Source organism: Pseudomonas sp. YeP6b (assembly GCF_025642995.1).
Lineage (GTDB): Bacteria > Pseudomonadota > Gammaproteobacteria > Pseudomonadales > Pseudomonadaceae > Aquipseudomonas.
In genome coordinates this window covers 277,930-298,645 of sequence record NZ_CP080090.1, presented here as the reverse complement: position 1 = coordinate 298,645, position 20,716 = coordinate 277,930, and the positions used below count along the sequence as shown (strand labels likewise).

Here is a 20,716-nt window from a genome sequence, read left to right as displayed (position 1 = left end):
CAGGGCCTCAGTCTTTTTTCAGCTTGGGATTGGGGAAAAACTGCACCGGCTGCACCTTCGGGTTCGGCGCTTTCAACGCCGATGTATTAACCCGGGTGCCCAATTCCTTGGGCACCGACAGACCTTGGTCATTCAACGTGTCGGTATAACCGCAGGCCACACACTCACGGTGTGGCACGCTGTCTTCGGTCCACATCTTTAACTTGTCCGGCTCGCTGCACGCCGGGCAAACCGCCCCGGCGATAAATTGCTTTTTGGTGATCACAGGCCCTTCGCTCATGCTGCCGCGTCCTCACTCAGGCCGCTGTGGCGCAAGAGTGCGTCAATCGACGGCGCACGTCCGCGGAAGTCGACGAACAGCACCATCGGCGCCTGGGAACCACCGCGGGCCAGGATCGCCTCGCGGAATGCGCGGCCAGTCTCGGCATTCAGCACGCCGTCTTCTTCAAACTTGGAAAAGGCATCCGCCGACAACACTTCAGCCCACTTGTAGCTGTAGTAACCCGCCGCGTAACCGCCAGCAAAGATGTGCGCAAAGCTGTTAGGGAAGCGGTTGTACGCCGGTGGGCGCATCACCGAGACTTCATCACGCACGCCTTCAAGCACCTGCGCCACGGCGCGGCCATCGCCGTGGGTGGCGTGCAGTTCGAAGTCAAACAGCGAGAATTCCAGCTGGCGCACCATCATCAGGCCGGACTGGAAGTTTTTCGCCGCGAGCATTTTTTCCAGCAGGTCCTGCGGCAGCGGCTCACCGGTCTCATAGTGGCCGGAGATCAGCGCCAGGCCTTCCGGCTCCCAGCACCAGTTCTCCATGAACTGGCTCGGCAACTCCACCGCATCCCAAGCCACGCCGTTGATGCCAGAAACGCCGGCATGCTCGACGCGGGTCAGCAGGTGATGCAGGCCGTGGCCGAATTCGTGGAACAGGGTGGTCACTTCATCGTGGGTCAGTAGGGCAGGTTTGCCGCTGTCGGCCGGGGTGAAGTTGCACACCAGGTTAGCCACTGGGCTTTGCAGCACGCCGTCGACCGTGCGACGACGGTCGCGAGCGCCGTCCATCCAGGCACCGCCACGCTTGTTGGCGCGGGCGTACAGGTCAAAGAAGAAGCGGCCGACGTGCTGGCCGTTTTCCTTGATTTCAAACAGGCGAACGTCCGGGTGCCAAGTGTCGAAGCCTTTTTGCTCGGCGATCTCAATGCCATACAGGCGTTGCACGATGGCAAACAGGCCGCCCAGCACTTTGTCGATTGGGAAGTAGGCGCGCAGCGCTTCCTGAGACACGCTGTAACGTTGCTCACGGAGCTTCTCGCCGTAGAAACCGCTGTCCCAGCTTTGCAGATCAGCACAGCCTTGCTCGGCAGCGTAAGCCTTGAGCTGTTGCAGGTCTTGGGCAGCAAACGGCTTGCTGCGCGTGGCCAGGTCGCGCAGGAAGCTCAGCACCTGGTCGCTGGACTCGGCCATCTTGGTGGCCAGGCTCAGTTCGGAGAACGAGGCGTAGCCCAGCAGTTTGGCCAGCTCCTGACGCAGGTCGAGGATTTGTTCCATTACCGGGCCGTTATCATTCTTACCGGCATTCGGGCCTTGGTCCGACGCACGGGTGCAGTAGGCCGCGTAGACTTCTTCACGCAGGGCACGGTCGTGGGCGTAGGTCATCACGGCGTAGTAGCTGGGGAATTCCAGGGTAATCAGCCAGCCGTCGAGGCTTTTGGCCTGGGCGGCGGCGGCCATTTGTGCCTTGGCCGAGTCGGTCAGGCCGGCGAGGGTGGCTTCGTCGGTGACGTGTTTGGTCCAGGCTTGGGTGGCATCCAACAGTTGGTTGGAAAATTTGCTGCCCAGCTCGGAGAGCTTGCTCTGCACTTCGGCGTAACGCTTTTGCTGCTCAGGCGGCAAATCGATACCCGACAGGCGGAAGTCGCGCAGGGAATGTTCCAGGATGGTTTTTTGCGCCACGTCGAAACCAGCCGCTTGCGGGCTGTTGGCCAGGGCTTCAAAGGCCTGGAACAGTGCGCGGTTCTGGCCCATCTCAGTGGAGTAGGCGCTCAATGCCGGCAGGCACGACTCGTAGGCTTCACGCAGTTCGGCGCTGTTGCACACGGCATTCAAGTGGCTGACCGGGCTCCAGGCGGCGCCCAGGCGGTCATTCAGTTCGTCCATGGCCAGCACCAGGCCGGCCCATGTCGGATTTTTGCCCTGGCTTTGCAGGATGCCTTCGATGGCAACACGGTTGTCGGCGAGGATCTGTTCGATGGCCGGCTGCACGTGCTCGGCACGGATCGCCGAGAACGGCGGCAGGTCGTAGGACTGCAGAAGAGGGTTGTTCGCGCTCACGGTTGGCACCTTGGCTGAAGAAACATGTAAGAACAAAGATGGGGCCATCTTAATTACAATCAACGCCCACCGCAGCTATCAGCACATAAGAGAGAGGCTATCGTGACCCTTCGCACTTATCAGAACCACACGCCAACCCTGGGCGCCGGGGCTTTTGTCGATATTTCGGCGGTGGTGATCGGCGATGTCGAAATCGGCGCCGACAGCTCGGTTTGGCCGCTGACGGTGATTCGCGGCGACATGCACCGCATCCGCATCGGGGCACGCACCAGCGTGCAGGACGGCTGCGTGCTGCACATTACCCACGCAGGTCCCTTTAATCCTGACGGTTTCCCGCTGCTGATCGGCGATGACGTGACCATCGCCCACAAAGTCATGCTGCATGGCTGCACGGTGGGGAACCGCATCCTGATCGGCATGGGCAGCATTGTGATGGACGGCGCCGTGGTCGAAGACGACGTGATCATCGGCGCTGGCAGCCTGGTGCCACCGGGCAAAAAACTCGACAGCGGTTTTTTGTACGTGGGCAGCCCGGTTAAACAAATCCGTGCGCTGACTGACAAGGAGCGTGCCTTTTTCACCTACAGCGCGGCGAACTACGTGAAGCTCAAAGACCTGCACCTGGCTGAAGGATTCGACCAATGACCCAGCGTTACCAAACCGTCCTGTTTGACCTGGATGGCACCCTGACCGACCCGCGTGAGGGCATCACCCGCTCGATCCAGTACGCGCTTGGCAAGCTCGGTATCGACGAACCGGACCTGACCAAACTGGAACACTTCATCGGCCCACCGTTGCTGCAAGCCTTCATGCAGTTCTACAGCTTCGACGAGGCCAAGGCGTGGGACGCGGTGAATTTCTATCGCGAGCGCTTCAAGGTCACCGGGCTGTACGAAAACCGCGTGTTCGACGGCGTGATGCCGCTGCTTGAAGCGCTGAATGGCCAGGGTCGCCAGCTGTATGTGGCCACGTCCAAGCCGTGGGTGTTTGCCCGCGAGATTGCGCGGCATTTCGATTTTGCCAAGCACTTCAAGGTGATCTACGGCAGCGAGCTCGATGGCACACGCACCAATAAGGTTGAGTTGATTGCGCACTTGATGAGCGAGGAAGGCCTAGACCCGGCGACCACCTTGATGATTGGCGATCGCAAGCATGACCTGATCGGCGCGCGCAGCAATGGGCTGGATTCGGCGGCGGTGGGGTATGGGTTTGGCAGTTTTGAAGAGCTGAGTGCTGAGGCGCCGACTTGGCATTTTGAGACGTTGGAGGAGATGCATCAGGCGTTTTTGCAGCGCGCTTGAGACCGCTATCGCAGCGATGCGGCGACCCGACAAGCCAGCTCCCACATTGGATCGGCGTACACAGATCAAGTGTGGGGGCTGGCTTGCCTGCGATGAGGCCCTAACGGCCCCCACCCTCCAACTGCCTCAACGCCGCCTTACGCTGCTCCACCGGCAACCCACCCAACTTCTCAACCGCCGTATAGAACTTCACCCAATCCCCACTTTCCTGCGCAAACAACGCCGCAAACGCCGGCACCCATTGGTCATACAGCCCAAACGGCAACAACCGCGCATTGTTCATCGGCTGGTTGATCCACACGTCGTAACGTTTATCCCCAGCCCATTGGCTGTCACGCAGGTGCTGATATTCAGTGCGCAAGCGCTCGAACTCGGCGGCTTTGGCTACGCGCATCACCTCAGCCGACAACGGTTGCGCGTAGAGTTTTTCCAAGCGCTTACGGGTATCGAGCACCAACCGGATAAATTGGTCACGTTGCTGCAACGCCGCATTGTTCAAAGGCGCCAAGCCACGCGCCGCGCGCCATTGGCGGGTGCCTTCCTGCTCAACAAAGCTGGCATACGATTCGTTGAACTCGGTGTCGTCCTGCACATAAAAACGCTGGTGCGCCAGCTCATGGAAGATCAGCGTGGCCAGGCGTTCATCGCCCCAGTTCATCATCGAATTCATGATCGGGTCGTTGAACCAACCTAAGGTCGAATAGGCCTCGACACCGCCAATCGACACATCCATGCCTTTTTGCTGCAACAACGCCGCCTCACCGCGGGCTGCGCCCTGATTGTAATAACCGCGATAAGCGACGCAACCGGCGATTGGGAAGCAATGGGTCTGGGGAGACAGGGAAAATTCCGTAGTAGCGAACACGTTCCAGACGACATAGGGCCGGCCAATGTCGGCGTACAGCCGGTAACTCTGGTTGTCGGGCAAATGCAGGTGCTCGCTGGCAAAGGCACGCGCCTTCTGCGCTTGCACCAAGTGATCGCGCAATACCTGTGGGCGGGAAGGGTCGGCGATAACCTCGGCAACCGGCTCGCGCGCCCGCAACAATTGCCACTGGCCGCCGGCCAACTGGCTGTAATAACTGACACTGGAACAGCCGCTGAGCAGCACAACCATTAACCCTGGAAGAAAACCCCTCAACATGCTCCGACTGCTCCTGGGTGATTGGCTCGCCAGACTATCCTGCCTGCACGGAATGTTTCCATGCTCAGCATGTTTATACTCATCACGAGTCTGCTGCCATCGGCGCCGGGCTCAACTCCTTCTTACCGTTGAGTACCTGCCATGCGTCAGCTCTTGCTACTCGTCACCGCCCTGTTTCTAAGCGCTTGTGCTTTGACGCCGATACCGCCGGCCGACCCGCACCAGGCCTGGGTCGATTTCAGCACCCCGACACCGGGGGCCAAACTGGTGATGGCGCAACGTGTGGATGGGAAAAACCTCAACGATGGGCGCTTCTTCCAGGTCCCGCCGGGCAGTCACGAGCTGATGGTGCGCTTTGATTTCGAAGTACCGACCGGCGGCAGTTTGGGCGGGTTGTCGCAGACCCAGGACCGGACCTGCTTCATGACCTTGCAGTACGACAACTTCCAGGCGGGCCAGCGCTACGTACTGGAAGGTCGCTCGCTGGCCTTCACGCCCAACATCCGGCTCTACAACGCCGCGCGGCAGTTGTTGGCGGAGGAACGCAGCGTGAACTGCATCTGATCAGTCGTTGTTCTTCTGGTAGACGATGGCTTTAGTACCGTTCTCACAGCTGCCGACGACCATGGCGCTGTCGTGCTTGTCGGCTTCTTCCTTGCTGACCACTTCCAAGGTGTAGGACGGAACGGCGTTAGCCTGGATCTTGACCTCGATCTCTTTCCTGAGCTCTTCACAATCTTTTGGCGCGGCCACAGCCGACGTGGCCAAAACACCGCAGATGATTGCCAAGGCAAAACGTTTCATGTGTGTAGCTCCCTGAATGCACTGCGCACGGGTGTGCGCCTAGGCTGCATAGCCTATAGGACCACACTTGGGAAACACGAGTTCTGATTTAACGCAGAACTAAATATGGGAGCGGGCTTGTGTGGGAGCTGGCTTGCCTGCGATGGCAGCGCCTCGGTGCAACTGCAAAACCGAGGTGTACCTATCGCGGGCAAGCCCGGCTCCCACACAAACCCGCTCCCACAGCGATCTACGGTATTACGCAGTCCGCATTAGCTGACGAGCGTGGCATCCAGGCTGATTTTCGCATTCAGCACCTTGGACACCGGGCACCCTTCCTTGGCCTTTTTGCTCAGTTCATCGAACTGCGCCTGGCTCGCTCCTGGGATCTTGGCTTTCAGAACCAAGTGCACGGCCGTAATCGCAAAACCACCGTCGACTTGGTCCAGCGTCACTTCGGCCTGGGTGTCGATGCTGTCAGCCTTGAGGCCGGCGTCGCCCAAAATCATAGAAAACGCCATGGAGAAGCAGCCGGCGTGGGCCGCACCAATCAATTCCTCAGGGTTTGTGCCCTTGCCGCCCTCGAAACGGGCCTTGAAGCCGTAGGGCGCTTCGCGCAGAACGCCGGTTTCCGTGGAAATGGAACCCAGGCCAGTCTTCAGATCACCTTCCCAATGCGCGGATGCCTTTTTAACGATACTCATAGCTTTCTCCTCGAACGGTGGTTTTGCTTCAGTAAGGGTTCTGAGGATAGACGGCCCGCCAAAGTTCATCTTGTCGGAGAAACCTAGCGATATAGTAGGAAATATCCCTAACCGCTATTGAATCTCGGGTATATGCCCTCATTGCATAGAACATGCACATGAAGCGGCAGGTTTTGGTTCGTCTATAAGCCTGCGCACCTATTGGAGAAGCAGGCTTATGAAATCGCTGTCCGACGTGAAGTTCTCGACCCTGGACCTGGTGCCCGTGCGCGCCAATGGCAGCCCGGCGCAGTCGCTGCGCAACTCGCTGGACCTGGCCCAGCACGTGGAAAAATTTGGCTACAACCGTTTCTGGGTGGCCGAACACCACAACATGGACGGTATCGCCAGCTCGGCCACCTCGGTGTTGCTGGGCTATCTGGCGGGCGGCACTTCGACCATTCGCGTCGGCTCCGGCGGCGTGATGCTGCCCAACCACGCACCGTTGGTGATCGCCGAACAGTTCGGCACCCTGGAAAGCCTGTACCCCGGCCGTATCGACCTGGGCTTGGGCCGCGCGCCCGGTTCCGACCAGATGACCGCCCGCGCCCTGCGCCGTGAGCGCTCGGGCAGCGCCGATGACTTCCCCGAAGATGTGGCCGAGCTGATGGCGTACCTAGGCCCGCGCACGCCCGACCAACGGGTGATCGCCGTACCGGGCACCGGCACCAACGTGCCGGTGTGGTTGCTGGGTTCCAGCCTGTTCAGCGCACAGCTTGCCGGTGAGCGCGGTTTGCCCTACGCCTTCGCCTCGCATTTCGCACCGCGCTTGATGCATGAGGCGGTTCGCGTGTACCGCAATCACTTCAAGCCTTCGGCCGTACTGGACAAACCCTACGTGATGCTCGGCATCCCGCTGGTAGCCGCCGACACCGACGAGCAGGCCGACTACCTGGCAACCTCCGTGTACCAGCGCATCCTCGCACTGATGCGCGGGCAAAGCCTGGTGCAGCGCCCACCAGTGAAAACCATGGACGGCCTGTGGCTGCCCCATGAAAAAGACGCGGTCGGCAGCTTTCTCGGCCTGGCGATGGTCGGCAGCCCGGCGAAGATCCGCGCCAAACTGGAAGTACTGATCGAGCAGACCGGCGCCGATGAGCTGATCTTTACCTGCGACCTCTACGAGCATGCCGACCGGATTCATTCCTACGAGCTGTTGGCGCAGTTGATGAAGGGCTGATAACCCACAGGCGAAAAAAAACCGACGCACTCGCGTCGGTTTTTTATGTCTGGAACACAGGGTTAACCGCGCTTGTAGGCGATTTCCTTGGTGCCACCTTCGCAACTGCCGACAACTGTGTGGTCGCTGGGTGTCGCGCCTTTGTTTACCACTTCCAGCGAATAACCCGAGGCACCTTTGGCGTCGATTTTCGCCGCGATTTCGCTTTTCAGCTCATCACAAGGCTTGCCCGCCGCCATTGCTGTCCCCGCAATGCTCAACAAACCTACCGCTAACAGAAGCTTCTTCATCCGATACTTTCCTTGCGCTGATCCAAAAGAGCGTGCCGACGCATCGCATCGGCACCCCAAGGTTGTAGCGCAGGTTATGGCAATCGGCCAGTCCTCAAAGTTCAACCAGCGTGATCAACTACTGGCAATTCGGAACCCCACCTTAAGCGTGACTTGGAAGTGTGCGGCCTTGCCGTCCTTGATGTGGCCACGGGTTTCAGTCACCTCGAACCACTCCAAGTGCTTGATGCTCTTGTGCGCTTCAGCGATGGCGTTGTTGATCGCGTCTTCGATGCTGGTCGTCGACGAACCCACCAGTTCGACTTTCTTGTACGTGTGATGATCAGACATAGCGTTTTCTCCTGAGGTCTCTAGTGAGCGTAGCAGTCAATGTTCGTACTGCTTCTGGCGGCCGTTCCTACACGAAAGTTCAGAATTACTGCACTTTCTGAAAACGCTGGAGTCGGTATCTACACATGCCACTCAATCACTTCAGGAGATGTCCACATGGCCAACACTTCGTTACGCAAAGCGTCGCTGGAAAGCATGGAAGCCGAGATTTCGAGCCTGCTCAAATCCCTTGAGAGCCTCAAGGACGATGCGTCCGACGAGTCGCGCAAAACGCTGAAGGCCCTGAAAAGCAATGCCGAGAATGCCCTCAAGCACTCCCGCCATCTGATCAGCGATGCCTACGAAGAAAGCAAAGTCAAAATCCGCGAAACCGGTGTTGCAACCCGGGACTACGCACAAGAGCACCCATGGACTACCGCCGGCGTCGCCGTTGGTGCACTGGGCCTGCTGGCGGCTTACCTGCTGTGCAAACGCGGTGACTGATTGACCGACCGGCTATAGCGGCTGGCGCAACAGCTCAGCTTTGAGCCACTGCGCCAACTGCCCCGCGCGCCCGTCTGCGGCGCGCTTGGGTAGCCACAACGCCAGGTGCGCCGGGGTTTCGCTGAAACCCCACGGCGCCACCAGGCGGCCCGCGCGCAGGTCCTCTGCTACCAGCGGTTCTGGCGCAATCGCCACGCCTAAACCGGCTACGGCCGCCTCCAACAAATAATACAAATGCTCAAACCCCTGGCCGTGTTTCAACGCGCCGGGCGCGATGCCGTGTTGCTGCGCCCAGCTGGGCCAGGCTTGCGGGCGGGATGTGGTGTGCAACAAGGCTTCGCCGCACAGAGCCTGTGCCGGGGCTTGGCGCAGGCGTTCATAACCGACAAAGCGCGGGCTCATCACCGGCCCGATGCGTTCGCTGGCAAGCCTGTACACCTGCATATCCGCCGGCCACGGCGGCTCGGCGAACACCAATAGGGCGTCAAGGCCGGGGCGCCGGGGGTCGAGATCGCCGTCACCCGCCGACAGGTGCAGGCGCAAGTCCGGCAGGTCGGCGTTCAAGCGACCCAGGCGCGGAATCAGCCAACGCGCCAACAAACTGCCCGAGCAGCCCAGCACGAACGGCGCGTCGGCGCTGGCCTGGGTCAGTTCGGCGCACACATCCCTTAAACGTTCGAAGGCTTCCGCACTGGCATCCCGCAGCCGAACCCCGGCATCTGTGAGTTTAAGGCCACGACCGTCCTTGGCGAACAGGCTGACACCCAAATGCTCTTCGAGCACCTTCAACTGGCGGCTGACGGCGCCGTGGGTCACATGCAGTTGCTCGGCAGCCTGGCTGACGCTGTTGAGCCGGGCTGTGGCTTCAAACGCGCGCAAGGCATTGAGAGGTGGAAGGTCTCGGCTCATCTGTGAGTTTTCCTGACAGGTTACGGCGATCTTATCGGTTTTCAGCGTAGCGCGTCAGGGGTAGAGTGGCCGTCATTGCCTCTCCTCACATTCTTTATCGGAGCGCCCCATGACTCAGTCCCAGACCGATCTACGCAACGGCCCTGACGCCAACGGCCTGTTTGGCGCGTTCGGCGGCCGCTACGTCGCTGAAACCCTGATGCCGTTGATCCTCGAACTGGCCCGCGAATACGAAGCGGCCAAGATTGATCCGGCTTTCAACAAAGAACTGGCCTACTTCCAGCGCGACTACGTCGGACGCCCAAGCCCGCTGTATTTCGCTGAGCGCCTGACTGAGTTCTGCGGCGGCGCCAAGATCTACCTCAAGCGCGAAGAGCTGAACCACACCGGCGCGCACAAGATCAACAACTGCATCGGCCAGATCCTGCTGGCGCGGCGCATGGGCAAAAAACGCATCATCGCCGAGACCGGCGCCGGCATGCACGGCGTGGCCACTGCCACCGTGGCTGCGCGCTTCGGCCTCGACTGCGTGATCTACATGGGCACCACCGACATCGAGCGCCAACAGGCCAACGTGTTCCGCATGAAGCTGCTGGGCGCCAAAGTGATCCCGGTAGTGTCCGGCACCGGCACGCTCAAAGACGCGATGAACGAAGCCCTGCGCGACTGGGTGACCAACGTTGATGACACCTTCTACCTGATCGGCACCGTGGCTGGCCCGCACCCGTACCCTGCAATGGTGCGCGACTTCCAGGCAGTGATCGGCAAGGAAACCCGTGACCAGATGCAAGCCCAGGAAGGTCGCCTGCCGGACAGCCTGGTGGCGTGTATCGGCGGTGGCTCGAACGCCATGGGCCTGTTCCACCCGTTCCTGAATGACACCAGCGTCGAAATCATCGGCGTTGAAGCGGCAGGCTATGGCATCGAAACCGGCAAGCATGCCGCCAGCCTCAACGGCGGCGTACCGGGCGTACTGCACGGCAACCGTACCTTCCTGCTGCAGGACGACGACGGCCAGATCATCGACGCCCACTCGATTTCCGCCGGCCTCGACTACCCCGGCATCGGCCCGGAACACGCCTGGTTGCATGACATCGGCCGCGCCCAGTACACGTCGGTGACTGACGACGAAGCCTTGGAAGCATTCCACAAATGCTGCCGCCTGGAAGGGATTATTCCCGCACTGGAAACTGCCCACGCCCTTGCCGAAGTATTCAAACGCGCACCGACCCTGCCGAAAGATCACCTGATGGTGGTGAACTTGTCTGGCCGTGGCGACAAAGACATGCAGACCGTGATGCACCACATGGAAAACTCTCCACAAGAGCCAGCCAAGCAGGAGAAACACTGATGAGCCGCCTGCAAACCCGCTTTGCGCAGCTGAAAGAACAAAACCGCGCCGCCCTGGTGACCTTCGTCACCGCCGGCGACCCGGGTTATGACACCTCGCTGGCGATCCTCAAGGGCTTGCACGCAGCCGGCGCCGATGTGATCGAGTTGGGCATGCCCTTCACCGACCCGATGGCCGACGGCCCAGCCATCCAACTGGCCAACATCCGCGCGCTGGAAGCCAAGCAGAACCTGGCCAAAACCCTGCAAATGGTTCGCGAGTTCCGCAAAGACAACAACGACACGCCACTGGTGTTGATGGGCTACTTCAACCCGATCCACAAATACGGCGTGCCGCAGTTCATCACTGACGCCAAAGAAGCCGGCGTGGACGGCCTGATCGTGGTCGACATGCCGCCTGAACATAACGGCGAGCTGTGCGACCCGGCCCAGGCGGCGGGCATCGACTTCATCCGCCTGACCACGCCGACCACCGATGACGTGCGCCTGCCGACCGTGCTGAACGGCAGCTCCGGCTTTGTGTACTACGTGTCGGTGGCCGGTGTGACCGGTGCTGGCGCCGCCACCTTGGAACACGTTGAAGAAGCCGTGACTCGCCTGCGTCGGCATACCGACCTGCCGATCAGCATTGGTTTTGGTATTCGCACGCCAGAACAGGCAGCCGCCATCGCGCGCTTGGCCGATGGTGTGGTGGTGGGTTCGGCACTGATCGACCACATCGCCAATGCCAAAAATGATCAGCAGGCAATTGATGGCGTGTTGAGCTTGTGCGCGGCGTTGTCGGAAGGTGTCCGTAACGCCCGTAAGTAAACGCCGTGTAGCGGTAGGTAAAGTTCCGGATACAGAGGAATCATACTGTCGAATCAGTACCTAAACTGGCAAGACCAAGGGATTTCGAACCTCGTTCGAAATCCCTTTTTTGTTCGTGAAGTACTGAGGAAACACCCCATGAAAATGCCTAAACGCTTGATCGCTGGCCTCGGCGTGCTGATGCTCGGTGCGAGTGCCTTGGTGCAGGCAGCGCCGCCTGACCAACGCGGTGATGGCGATGGCCCTGGCCGTGGCGGCCCGCAAGGCCAACACGAGCAACGTGGCGACGACCATCGCGGCCCGCAGAACAATCGCCGCGGCCCGCCTCAGGACTTCGGCCCGGTGCGGCAGATCATCCACGACAACCACGGCCAGTTCTCCCGTGGTGCACCGCCACCACCGAATCTACGCCTGGTGCGCGGCCAGCCACTGCCACGTGGTTACTATGGCGAACGCCTGGACAACCGCGCCCTGGCGCGCCTGCCGGTTTACCAAGGTTACGAATGGCGCCGCTCCGGGCCAGACGTGGTGTTGATCGCGGTGGGCACGGGCATCGTCTACGAGATTTTGGACGGCGTGCTCAACTAACGCCCGTGCTTTTGTGGCAGGCGGGCTTGTTGTGGCAGGCGGGCTTGTTGTGGCGAGCGGGCTGGCCACAGGTTATTCATTCAGTTCGATGCGTTCGACTTTGCCTACGAGCAACACGTAGGACAGCGCCCCCAGCAACGCCAGCACCGCAATGTAGGTAATCGCCGGCGCGAACGTATCACCACTGGCCAAAAAGCCAATCACAATCGGCGTGGTTATTGCTGACAGGTTGCCGATAAAGTTGAACACCCCACCGGTCAGCCCCAGCAGGCGCGCCGGTGCCAGGGTGGCCACCAGTGACCAGGTGATCGACGCCAGGCCATTGCCGAAAAATGCCACTGCCAGGAACGCAATCACCCACGCCGTTGAGTCCACATAGTTGGCACCAATGATCGCCGTGGAAATCAGCAACCCGGCAATGATCGGCAGCTTGCGCGCAAAGCCTACCGATGCGCCCCGGCGAATCAGCCAGTCAGAAAAAATCCCCGAACACAGCACGCCCACAAACGCCGCCAGGAAGGGCAGCGACGCCAGCAGGCCGGACTTGATGAAGTCCATCCCGCGATATTTCACCAGGTAGGTCGGAAACCACGTCAGGAAAAACCACAGCGTGGAGTTCAGGCAGAACTGCCCCAGGTAGATGCCCCACAGCTTGCGCTTGCTCAGCACGATGCCCAGGTCGACCCAACTGAACGGCGCCTTGGTGGCTTGCGCCTGCATATCCACCAAACCACCGCCTTCACGGATCAGCTCGATTTCAGCGGCGTTGGCACCTTTGAAATCCTTCGGCTCGCGGTACACCGCGTACCACACCAGTGCCCACAGAATGCCGACGCCACCGGTGGCGACAAACACCATGTGCCAGCCAAACGCGTGCTGCAGCCACGCCAACACCGGCGTGAGAAACGCCAGCCCGACAAACTGCCCCGACGTATAAACGCCAATCGCCGTGGCGCGCTCGCGCTCAGGAAACCAAGTGGTGACCACACGGCTGTTGATCGGGTAGGCCGGTGCTTCCAAGGCGCCGACCGCCATGCGCAGCACAAACAGCGCGATGAAGCTGGCGGCAAACCCGAGCATCACGGTGGCAATCGACCACAACAGCAGGGCGACGGTGTAGAGAATGCGCGGCGGCACCCGATCCACCAACCAGCCGCCGGGGATCTGCATGGCGGCGTAGGTCCAGCCGAAGGCGGAGAAGATCAGCCCGACGTGCACCGGGTCGATGCCCAGCTCGCTGGTCAACGCCGGGGCGGCAATCGACAGGTTGCTGCGGTCGAGGTAGTTGATCACCACCGTGATAAACAGCAGCACCATGATGAAGAAACGCTTTCTGCTGGGCGTGACTAAAGAAGCCTGCCCGGTGAAGGACTCAGGTTGCATGGGGGTGCCTCTTCTTATGTTTATTGAGGACGGGGACGGTCAGTGAGGGAGCTGGCTTGCCTGCGATGACGGTGTGCCAGTGCCAGAGATACAAGCTGGCCCACCGCTATCGCAGGCAAGCCAGCTCCCACATTGACGGTGTTTCTTCAGGAGGGGCTTACCACTCGGCAAAGCTGCCATCGGCATGGCGCCAGATCGGGTTGCGCCAGCGGTGGCCGATGGCCGCACGCTCGATCACATATTCCTCGTTGATCTCAATACCCAAGCCTGGCCCGTTGGGGATCTTCACGAAGCCCTTGTCATAGTCGAACACGCCCGGGTCGCGCACGTAGTCGAGCAGGTCGTTGCTCTCGTTGTAGTGAATGCCCAGGCTTTGCTCCTGGATAAACGCGTTGTAACAAACCGCGTCCAGTTGCAGGCACGCCGCCAGGGCAATCGGGCCGAGCGGGCAGTGCAGGGCCAGGGCCACGTCGTAGGCTTCGGCCATGTTGGCGATCTTGCGGGTTTCGGTGATGCCTCCGGCGTGGGAGGCGTCCGGCTGGATGATGTCGACGTAACCTTCGCTGAGCACGCGCTTGAAGTCCCAGCGCGAGAACAGCCGCTCGCCCAAGGCAATCGGCGTGCTGGTCAGCGGCGCCAGTTCTTTGAGCGCTTCGTAGTTTTCGCTGAGCACCGGCTCTTCGATAAACATCAGTTTGTACGGGTCGAGCTCTTTCATCAGCACCTTGGCCATGGGCTTGTGCACGCGGCCATGGAAGTCGACGCCGATGCCGACGTTAGGGCCCACCGCATCACGTACGGCGGCGACGTTGGCCAGGGCCAGGTCGACTTTTTCGAAGCTGTCGACGAACTGCAGTTCTTCGGTGCCGTTCATTTTCACCGCGGTAAAACCACGCGCCACCGCCTCTTTGGCAGCCCGCGCAGTGTCGGCCGGCCGATCGCCGCCGATCCACGAATACACGCGGATCTTGTCGCGCACTTGGCCGCCGAGCAGGTCGCTGACCGAGACGCCCAGCGCCTTGCCCTTGATGTCCCACAGCGCCTGGTCGATACCGGCGAGGGCGCTCATGTGCACCGCGCCGCCACGGTAGAAGCCGCCGCGGTAGAGCACTGTCCAGATGTCTTCGATATTGCGTGGGTCTTTGCCGATCAGGTAGTCGGAAAGTTCTTCGACGGCAGCGGCCACGGTGTGGGCGCGGCCCTCGACTACGGGCTCACCCCAGCCGGTCACGCCTTGGTCGGTTTCGACCTTAAGGAAGCACCAGCGCGGCGGGACGATGAAGGTCGTCAGTTTAGTGATTTTCATCTTCTTATCTCTCTTGTCGATGCAGCGCCGAAGGCGCAAAGCTTGAAATCAATTCAGGGCATCAGTTCAACGCGTTCCAGGCAGCGACATACGCCTGGGCACTGCTCGCCACTTGATCCACGGACATGCCCGGCTTGAACAACCCGGAACCCAAGCCGAAGCCCTTGGCGCCCGCGTCGAAATACACCTGCATGTTGTCCGGGGTCACACCGCCCACCGGCAGCAACAACGTGCCCGTCGGCAGTACCGCCAGCCACGCCTTGATTACACCCGGGCCCATTTGCTCAGCCGGGAACAGCTTCAACACGTCGGCGCCTTCGGCCAGTGCGGCGAAGGCTTCGGTGGGCGTGGCCACACCCGGCGACAGGTACAAGCCCGCCGCTTTCGCTGCGCGCAGCACCTTGGCATCGCTGTGGGGCATGACGATCACTTGGCCGCCGGCGGCTTTGACCTGCTCGACCTGCGCAGGCGTCAACACCGTGCCTGCGCCGATCAGGCAATCGGCGGGCAGGCTGTCGCGCAGGGTGCGGATGCTGGTGTAAGGGTCCGGCGAATTGAGCGGCACTTCGATCACGCGAAAGCCGGCCTGATAGAGCACCTGGCCAATCGCCTCGGCTTCGTCTGGCCGTACGCCGCGCAGGATTGCGATCAAACCGTTGTGTGCGAGTGCTTGCTTGAGCATGTCAGGCCTCCAAGACAGGTTGAGTAAGCCCGGCGGCCACTGCCAATTGCCACAGGCCGCGTTCGCTGGCCTCTTGCGCCAGGCTGACGTGGGCGAAGCCGCAGAGGGCGAGGGCACGTTGGTAGCGGGCGCAGAGCGGGGCGTTACCGACCAGAACGATGGGTTTATGTTTGGCGTGCTCGGACAAACCGGCGAGTTCATGGCCAATCAGCAGGCCGGACAGGTAATCCGCTTGCTGGTCGGGGGCCAGTTCGGCGGTCAGCCCCAGGGTGCGGGCGCTGAACACGGTTGAGAGCACGCCGCGCTGCCCGTCTTTGGAGAGCGCCACGTTCACGCCGCGATCAAAAGCCTCGGCCTGGAAGTGTTCGGAGGGCTTTTGCGTACGCCCCAGAATGCTGTGCTTGCTCAGCACCGCGAACAGCTCGCCGGTCATGAAGGTGTCAAAGTGTGTGATGCAGCCATCCGCCACCTCGACCCATTTGGAATGGCTGCCGGGCAGGCCGATCAATACCTGCGCAGCGAGACCTTGCAGCACGCCCAGTACCTGGGTTTCTTCACCGCGCATCACGTTGGGCAAGCCGACCTGTTCGATCACGCCGGGCACGATATGCACCTCCACACCGCGCAGGCTGCGTACGGAGTGCAGGGCCTGGCTGAGGCTGGCGACATCAACCGGCGTATTGCGATAGGCCGCTTCGCTCCAGCCTTGGGCGCTGCCGACCATGCCACAGGCGATCACCGGTAGGCCGGGCTCGGCATCCAGCCAGTCGCCGCAAGCTGCATCGAACGCCAACTCGAAGCCATCGCTGCAACGCACGCCAGCAATCTCCCGGGGTTCGCTGGGCAGGTGCATGATGCCAAACCCCAGCGCGCGCTGTTCGAGCACCCTGCCGGCTGGGCCGAGTTTATAAGCACGAAGGGAGCTGGTCCCCCAGTCGAGCGCGATCAATTGCGCCTGCATCGCTTCACCTGAAATGAGTGGGTGCTGAAAAAAGCAGATGGGCGAATATAAACCTATGCCTGGCAATATCTCAATATATAAATATCAGTCCCACATATAGGGTTTAAACATAAAAAATCCCATCGCCTTTGCATAAGGGGATGGGATTTTTATCAGCAGTGGTTAAAAAACAGACAAATCCAGCTCGCGCATCGCCCCCATCCAGATCGCGTAATCGGTGTGATCCTTCAAGTCATCGCCGGTCTCGGGGTGCAGGAACACCACCAGCCCGTCGCGATGCAGGGCCAGCCACGGCAACACCACGCCGATGTATTCCGGCTCGAACGCCAGCTGGCAGCTCCAGTCCGGGTGCGGGCCCACCGGGCGCTCATGCACGCGGCCCATACGCAGCGGAAACAGCTTGGCCGCGTCTTCGCAGAGCGTGCGCGCCTGGTCGATGGTGCTGGCGTCGAAGTAGATATGGGCGTGGTAGCCCTTGATACGTTGCATGGCGAAATCCGGATCCGATATGCGCCGATCCTAGACCGCAATCGACGGCAGGGCCAGCCCAGTCAGCGACTGCACGTTGCTGGCTTGCTCGGCCACCAGCCAGTCGACAAAGCGCTCAACCAATTGCCCCCGACGTTTGCGCTGCGGCTGCACCACGTAGTAACCGAAGCGCGAGGTCACCGTGTCGCTGATCGGCCGGCACAGCCACTCCTGTTCCAGCAAGTTATCCACCAGGTGGCGCCAGCCGATGGCCACGCCCTGGCCAGCAATGGCGGCCTGGATCAGCAGGGTGTAGTTGTCGAAGCGCAACTGGCCGGGTGTGGGTGCGGTGGTAATGCCCAGCTCGCGAAATATGCCGTTCCAATCGAACCACTGGCTGTTGTTTTCCTGGCGCAGGTGCAGCAAGGGGTAGTCCTGCAACGTCTGCACGGTCAGCGGCGTGGTGCGGTCCTTGAGCAGTTGCGGGCTGCACACCGGAAACGCTTCCTCGTTGAACAGCCACAGGCTGTCGCCTTGCTTGAAGCGGCCGTCGCCAAACAGCACCGCCACATCGATATCGCTGCGCAAGGTCGCGTGGTTGCGCTGGCTGGTGACCAGGCTGACGTCCACTTGCGGGTTGGCGGCGTGGAAGCGGTGCAGGCGCGGCATCAGCCAGTAGGCGGCGAAGGCGAAGTCGGTGGCCACTTGCAGCACTTCATGCTGGTCCTGCTGGGTGATCACGCTCAGGCCGTGGTTGATGGCCTGCAAGCCGCCCTGGACGTGCTCGAATAACAGCGCGCCCGCGTCGGTCAGCTCGATGCCCCGGTAGATCCGATCAAACAAACGCAGCCCAAGCTGTTCTTCCAAGCGCTTGATCTGCTGGCTGATGGCCGGTTGGGTAGTGCCCATGTCCATCGCGGCAGCGGTAAAGCTGCGGTGGCGCGCCGCGGCCTCGAAAGCGCGCAGCAGGTCGAGGGATAAATCGCCGAGGGCTTCATACATAAGCTGTGCTTATCCTAGACATTGCTTTTCATGGGCTTTACCCCATTTTCAATGGGCCGCATGCTGATTCGCATAAACACCGCCTATGGAATGCCGAAGACTCATGAAGCGCAAGAACATTCTTTTCATCATGGCCGATCAAATGGCCGCGCCGATGCTTCCGTTCTACGGACCTTCTCCGATCAAGTTGCCCAACCTGAGCCGCCTCGCCGAGCAGGGCGTGGTGTTCGACGCCGCCTATTGCAACAGCCCGTTGTGCGCGCCGTCGCGCTTCACCCTGGTCAGCGGCCAGTTGCCGAGCAAGATCGGCGCCTACGACAACGCGGCGGATTTTCCCGCTGATGTACCGACTTATGCCCACTACCTGCGCCGCCTCGGCTACCGCACCGCGCTGTCGGGCAAGATGCATTTCTGCGGGCCAGACCAATTGCACGGCTTTGAGGAGCGCCTGACCAGCGACATCTACCCCGCCGACTATGGCTGGGCGGTGAACTGGGATGAGCCGGACGTGCGCCCCACCTGGTACCACAACATGGCCTCGGTGCTGCAAGCCGGGCCGTGCGTGCGCACCAACCAGCTGGATTTCGATGAAGAGGTGGTGTTCAAGGCCCAGCAATACCTGTTCGACCATATTCGTGAAGACGGCGACCAGCCGTTCTGCCTGACCGTGTCGATGACTCACCCACACGACCCGTACACCATTCCCAAGCCGTTCTGGGACCTGTACGACGACAGCGACATCCCAATGCCTACGACACCAGCCCAGGCCGACCTCGACCCGCATTCCCAGCGCCTGCTGAAGGTTTACGACCTGTGGGACAAACCGCTGCCACTGAACAAGATCCGCGATGCGCGCCGCGCGTATTTCGGCGCGTGCAGCTACATCGACAGCAATGTCGGCAAGCTCCTGCAAACCCTGGAAGACACCGGCCTTGCCGACGACACCATCATCATCTTCTCGGGCGACCACGGCGACATGCTCGGCGAGCGCGGCCTCTGGTACAAAATGCACTGGTTTGAAATGGCCGCCCGCGTGCCGCTGCTGGTCAGTGCGCCGGGGCAGTTTGCCGCTGGCCGCGTGAGCAAAGCCGTGTCCACCGCCGACCTGTTGCCGACCCTGGTGGAACTGGCCGGCGGCGAGTTGGACCCGCGTTTGCCGCTGGACGGCCGCTCACTGGTCCCGCACTTGCAGGGGCAGGGCGGGCACGACGAAGTGTTCGGCGAATACATGGCCGAAGGCACCATCAGCCCACTGATGATGATTCGCCGTGGCGCGTACAAATTTATCTACAGCGAAGACGACCCTTGTCTACTGTTCGATCTACACAACGACCCGCACGAGCGGGAGAACCTCAGCCAGTCAGCGGAACACCGAGCACTGTTCGAGGCGTTTTTGAGTGAGGCGCGGGCCAAATGGGACATCCCGGCGATCCACCAGCAGGTGCTCGCCAGCCAACGCCGTCGTCGCCTGGTGTTTGAGGCGCTGACCCAAGGCAAGCTGAAGAGCTGGGATCACCAGCCACTGGTGGACGCCAGTCAGCAATACATGCGCAACCATATCGACCTCGACGACCTGGAGCGCAAGGCACGTTATCCACAACCCTGCCAACACTAATAAAACAGAGAGAAGGCCATGCAAAAGTTGACTGCAGTGTTGGGTATGTTGGTGCTGACTAGCGCCAATGTGTACGCGGACACCCGCTGTGACACGGTGAAGATGGCCGACCCCGGCTGGAGCGATATCGCCGCCACCAATGCCATCACCGGTTTTCTGTTGAACGGCATGGGCTACAAGGCCAAGGTCGACACCCTGGCGGTGCCGATCACGTTTGGCGGGCTCAAGGACGGCCAGGTGGATGTGTTCCTGGGCAACTGGATGCCGGCGCAGCAGGGCTTCTATGACAAGTTCGTGGCTAACGGTGACGTGGTGCAACTGGCGAAAAACCTCGACGGCACCGAGTTCACCCTCGCCGTGCCGGACTACGTGTGGGACGCCGGTGTGCATGACTTTGCCGACTTGAATAAATTCGCGGGCAAATTCGATAAGAAGATCTACGGCATCGGCTCCGGCGCACCGGCGAATATCTCGCTGCAGGAGATCATCAAGAAGAACGACTTCGACCTCGGCCAATGGAAGCTGATCGAGTCGAGTGAACAGGCGATGCTGGCCGAAGTGTCGCGGGCGGTTAAGAAACAGAAATTCGTGACCTTCCTAGGCTGGACGCCGCACCCGATGAACGTGCAGTTGAAAATGCATTACCTCAAGGGCGGCGAGAAGTACTTCGGCGACACCGGCAGCGTGTATACCTTGACCCGCAAGGGTTATGCACAGGCCTGCCCGAATGTCGGGAAACTGCTGACCAACCTGAGCTTCACCCAGGACATGGAGAACAGCATCATGGCCGAGGTGGTCAACAAAAAGGTCAGCAATGCCGATGCGGCGAAGGCGTGGATCAAGGCGAATCCGGCGGTGCTGGACAAGTGGCTCGATGGCGTAAAAACCGTGGATGGCCAGGATGCGTTGGCGGCGGTAAAAGCCAAGCTCTAACCCCCGAAATGATCATTCCCACGCTCCGCGTGGGAATGCATCCTGTGACGCTCCGCGTCACGACCTTAAGAGCGAACGCGGAGCGTCCCTGGACCGGCATTCCCACGCAGAGCGTGGGAACGATCAT

General features: G+C 60.8%; 24 protein-coding genes. 10 read left to right on the top strand and 14 right to left on the bottom strand.

Annotated elements, in window-relative coordinates; all coding sequences use genetic code 11:
- Window positions 1–7: 7 nt before the first annotated feature.
- Entirely contained in the window at window positions 8–280 is a 273-nt protein-coding gene (locus tag KZH41_RS01405; RefSeq protein ID WP_094949698.1) for a YheV family putative zinc ribbon protein, read from the bottom strand.
- Window positions 277–2,376, bottom strand: coding sequence for an oligopeptidase A (prlC, locus tag KZH41_RS01400; protein ID WP_263274249.1), 2,100 nt, complete (start codon window positions 2,374–2,376; stop codon window positions 277–279). Before prlC ends, KZH41_RS01405 begins: the two co-directional genes overlap by 4 nt.
- Window positions 2,377–2,430: 54 nt before the next feature.
- On the opposite strand from prlC, the gene KZH41_RS01395 reads away from it, so the two are divergent.
- Window positions 2,431–2,973, top strand: a complete 543-nt coding sequence (locus tag KZH41_RS01395; protein WP_094949700.1) for a gamma carbonic anhydrase family protein — start codon at window positions 2,431–2,433, stop codon at window positions 2,971–2,973.
- Window positions 2,970–3,629 carry an HAD family hydrolase gene (locus tag KZH41_RS01390; protein ID WP_094949701.1) on the top strand — a complete coding sequence of 220 codons (660 nt, stop codon included), beginning with the start codon at window positions 2,970–2,972 and terminating at the stop codon, window positions 3,627–3,629. Before KZH41_RS01395 ends, KZH41_RS01390 begins: the two co-directional genes overlap by 4 nt.
- 100 nt (window positions 3,630–3,729) lie before the next feature.
- Here KZH41_RS01390 and KZH41_RS01385 read toward each other — a convergent pair whose 3' ends face one another.
- The gene (locus KZH41_RS01385; protein ID WP_263274248.1) at window positions 3,730–4,773 is read right to left on the bottom strand and encodes an aminopeptidase; all 1,044 of its coding nucleotides are present in this window, start codon (window positions 4,771–4,773) and stop codon (window positions 3,730–3,732) included.
- Window positions 4,774–4,914: 141 nt separating this feature from the next.
- On the opposite strand from KZH41_RS01385, the gene KZH41_RS01380 reads away from it, so the two are divergent.
- The gene (locus KZH41_RS01380) at window positions 4,915–5,337 is read left to right on the top strand and encodes a hypothetical protein (RefSeq protein ID WP_242153691.1); all 423 of its coding nucleotides are present in this window, start codon (window positions 4,915–4,917) and stop codon (window positions 5,335–5,337) included.
- Here KZH41_RS01380 and KZH41_RS01375 read toward each other — a convergent pair whose 3' ends face one another.
- Window positions 5,338–5,577, bottom strand: coding sequence for a DUF1161 domain-containing protein (locus KZH41_RS01375; RefSeq protein ID WP_064450020.1), 240 nt, complete (start codon window positions 5,575–5,577; stop codon window positions 5,338–5,340). It abuts the gene before it with no gap.
- Window positions 5,578–5,828: 251 nt separating this feature from the next.
- On the bottom strand, window positions 5,829–6,260 hold the full coding sequence (locus KZH41_RS01370; RefSeq protein ID WP_027608131.1) for an OsmC family protein: 432 nt from the start codon (window positions 6,258–6,260) through the stop codon (window positions 5,829–5,831).
- 217 nt (window positions 6,261–6,477) lie between these two features.
- Between KZH41_RS01370 and KZH41_RS01365 the strand changes: the two genes are divergently transcribed.
- Complete coding sequence (locus KZH41_RS01365) at window positions 6,478–7,479, top strand: LLM class flavin-dependent oxidoreductase (RefSeq protein ID WP_094949705.1); 1,002 nt, start codon at window positions 6,478–6,480, stop codon at window positions 7,477–7,479.
- Between the two features lie 62 nt (window positions 7,480–7,541).
- On the opposite strand, the gene KZH41_RS01360 is transcribed toward KZH41_RS01365, so the two are convergent.
- On the bottom strand, window positions 7,542–7,769 hold the full coding sequence (locus KZH41_RS01360; protein ID WP_263274247.1) for a DUF1161 domain-containing protein: 228 nt from the start codon (window positions 7,767–7,769) through the stop codon (window positions 7,542–7,544).
- A gap of 114 nt (window positions 7,770–7,883) precedes the next feature.
- Window positions 7,884–8,099 carry a dodecin gene (locus KZH41_RS01355; protein ID WP_016969657.1) on the bottom strand — a complete coding sequence of 72 codons (216 nt, stop codon included), beginning with the start codon at window positions 8,097–8,099 and terminating at the stop codon, window positions 7,884–7,886.
- A 156-nt stretch (window positions 8,100–8,255) separates the two neighbouring features.
- Here KZH41_RS01355 and KZH41_RS01350 point away from each other — a divergent pair, with 156 nt between their 5' ends.
- Complete coding sequence (locus KZH41_RS01350) at window positions 8,256–8,582, top strand: DUF883 family protein (RefSeq protein WP_003170746.1); 327 nt, start codon at window positions 8,256–8,258, stop codon at window positions 8,580–8,582.
- A 12-nt stretch (window positions 8,583–8,594) separates the two neighbouring features.
- On the opposite strand, the gene KZH41_RS01345 is transcribed toward KZH41_RS01350, so the two are convergent.
- A complete protein-coding gene (locus tag KZH41_RS01345; protein ID WP_263274246.1) occupies window positions 8,595–9,491 on the bottom strand; it encodes a LysR family transcriptional regulator in 897 nt (298 codons plus the stop codon).
- 109 nt (window positions 9,492–9,600) lie between these two features.
- Between KZH41_RS01345 and trpB the strand changes: the two genes are divergently transcribed.
- From trpB to KZH41_RS01330, 3 genes are all read left to right on the top strand, one after another.
- The gene (trpB, locus tag KZH41_RS01340) at window positions 9,601–10,842 is read left to right on the top strand and encodes a tryptophan synthase subunit beta (protein WP_263274245.1); all 1,242 of its coding nucleotides are present in this window, start codon (window positions 9,601–9,603) and stop codon (window positions 10,840–10,842) included.
- Complete coding sequence (gene trpA, locus KZH41_RS01335; protein WP_263274244.1) at window positions 10,842–11,651, top strand: tryptophan synthase subunit alpha; 810 nt, start codon at window positions 10,842–10,844, stop codon at window positions 11,649–11,651. Before trpB ends, trpA begins: the two co-directional genes overlap by 1 nt.
- 138 nt (window positions 11,652–11,789) lie before the next feature.
- The gene (locus KZH41_RS01330) at window positions 11,790–12,239 is read left to right on the top strand and encodes an anti-virulence regulator CigR family protein (RefSeq protein ID WP_242153687.1); all 450 of its coding nucleotides are present in this window, start codon (window positions 11,790–11,792) and stop codon (window positions 12,237–12,239) included.
- Window positions 12,240–12,311: 72 nt separating this feature from the next.
- Here KZH41_RS01330 and KZH41_RS01325 read toward each other — a convergent pair whose 3' ends face one another.
- The 6 genes from KZH41_RS01325 to KZH41_RS01300 form a co-directional block, all read right to left on the bottom strand.
- Window positions 12,312–13,622: an MFS transporter gene (locus KZH41_RS01325; protein WP_263274243.1), complete on the bottom strand. Its 1,311-nt coding sequence runs from the start codon at window positions 13,620–13,622 to the stop codon at window positions 12,312–12,314.
- A gap of 157 nt (window positions 13,623–13,779) precedes the next feature.
- Window positions 13,780–14,928, bottom strand: a complete 1,149-nt coding sequence (gene dgoD / locus KZH41_RS01320; protein ID WP_017137927.1) for a galactonate dehydratase — start codon at window positions 14,926–14,928, stop codon at window positions 13,780–13,782.
- Window positions 14,929–14,989: 61 nt separating this feature from the next.
- A complete protein-coding gene (locus KZH41_RS01315; RefSeq protein ID WP_242153685.1) occupies window positions 14,990–15,610 on the bottom strand; it encodes a 2-dehydro-3-deoxy-6-phosphogalactonate aldolase in 621 nt (206 codons plus the stop codon).
- A gap of 1 nt (window position 15,611) precedes the next feature.
- Window positions 15,612–16,571 (bottom strand): 2-dehydro-3-deoxygalactonokinase, encoded by a 960-nt coding sequence (locus tag KZH41_RS01310; protein ID WP_263274242.1) that lies wholly within the window; start codon window positions 16,569–16,571, stop codon window positions 15,612–15,614.
- Window positions 16,572–16,733: 162 nt separating this feature from the next.
- Complete coding sequence (locus tag KZH41_RS01305) at window positions 16,734–17,060, bottom strand: DOPA 4,5-dioxygenase family protein (RefSeq protein WP_242153681.1); 327 nt, start codon at window positions 17,058–17,060, stop codon at window positions 16,734–16,736.
- Between the two features lie 30 nt (window positions 17,061–17,090).
- Window positions 17,091–18,041 carry a choline sulfate utilization transcriptional regulator gene (locus tag KZH41_RS01300; protein WP_263274241.1) on the bottom strand — a complete coding sequence of 317 codons (951 nt, stop codon included), beginning with the start codon at window positions 18,039–18,041 and terminating at the stop codon, window positions 17,091–17,093.
- Window positions 18,042–18,144: 103 nt separating this feature from the next.
- Here KZH41_RS01300 and betC point away from each other — a divergent pair, with 103 nt between their 5' ends.
- On the top strand, window positions 18,145–19,656 hold the full coding sequence (gene betC / locus KZH41_RS01295) for a choline-sulfatase (protein WP_242153679.1): 1,512 nt from the start codon (window positions 18,145–18,147) through the stop codon (window positions 19,654–19,656).
- A gap of 18 nt (window positions 19,657–19,674) precedes the next feature.
- Window positions 19,675–20,589, top strand: coding sequence for a choline ABC transporter substrate-binding protein (gene choX / locus KZH41_RS01290; protein ID WP_094949717.1), 915 nt, complete (start codon window positions 19,675–19,677; stop codon window positions 20,587–20,589).
- Window positions 20,590–20,716: the final 127 nt, after the last annotated feature.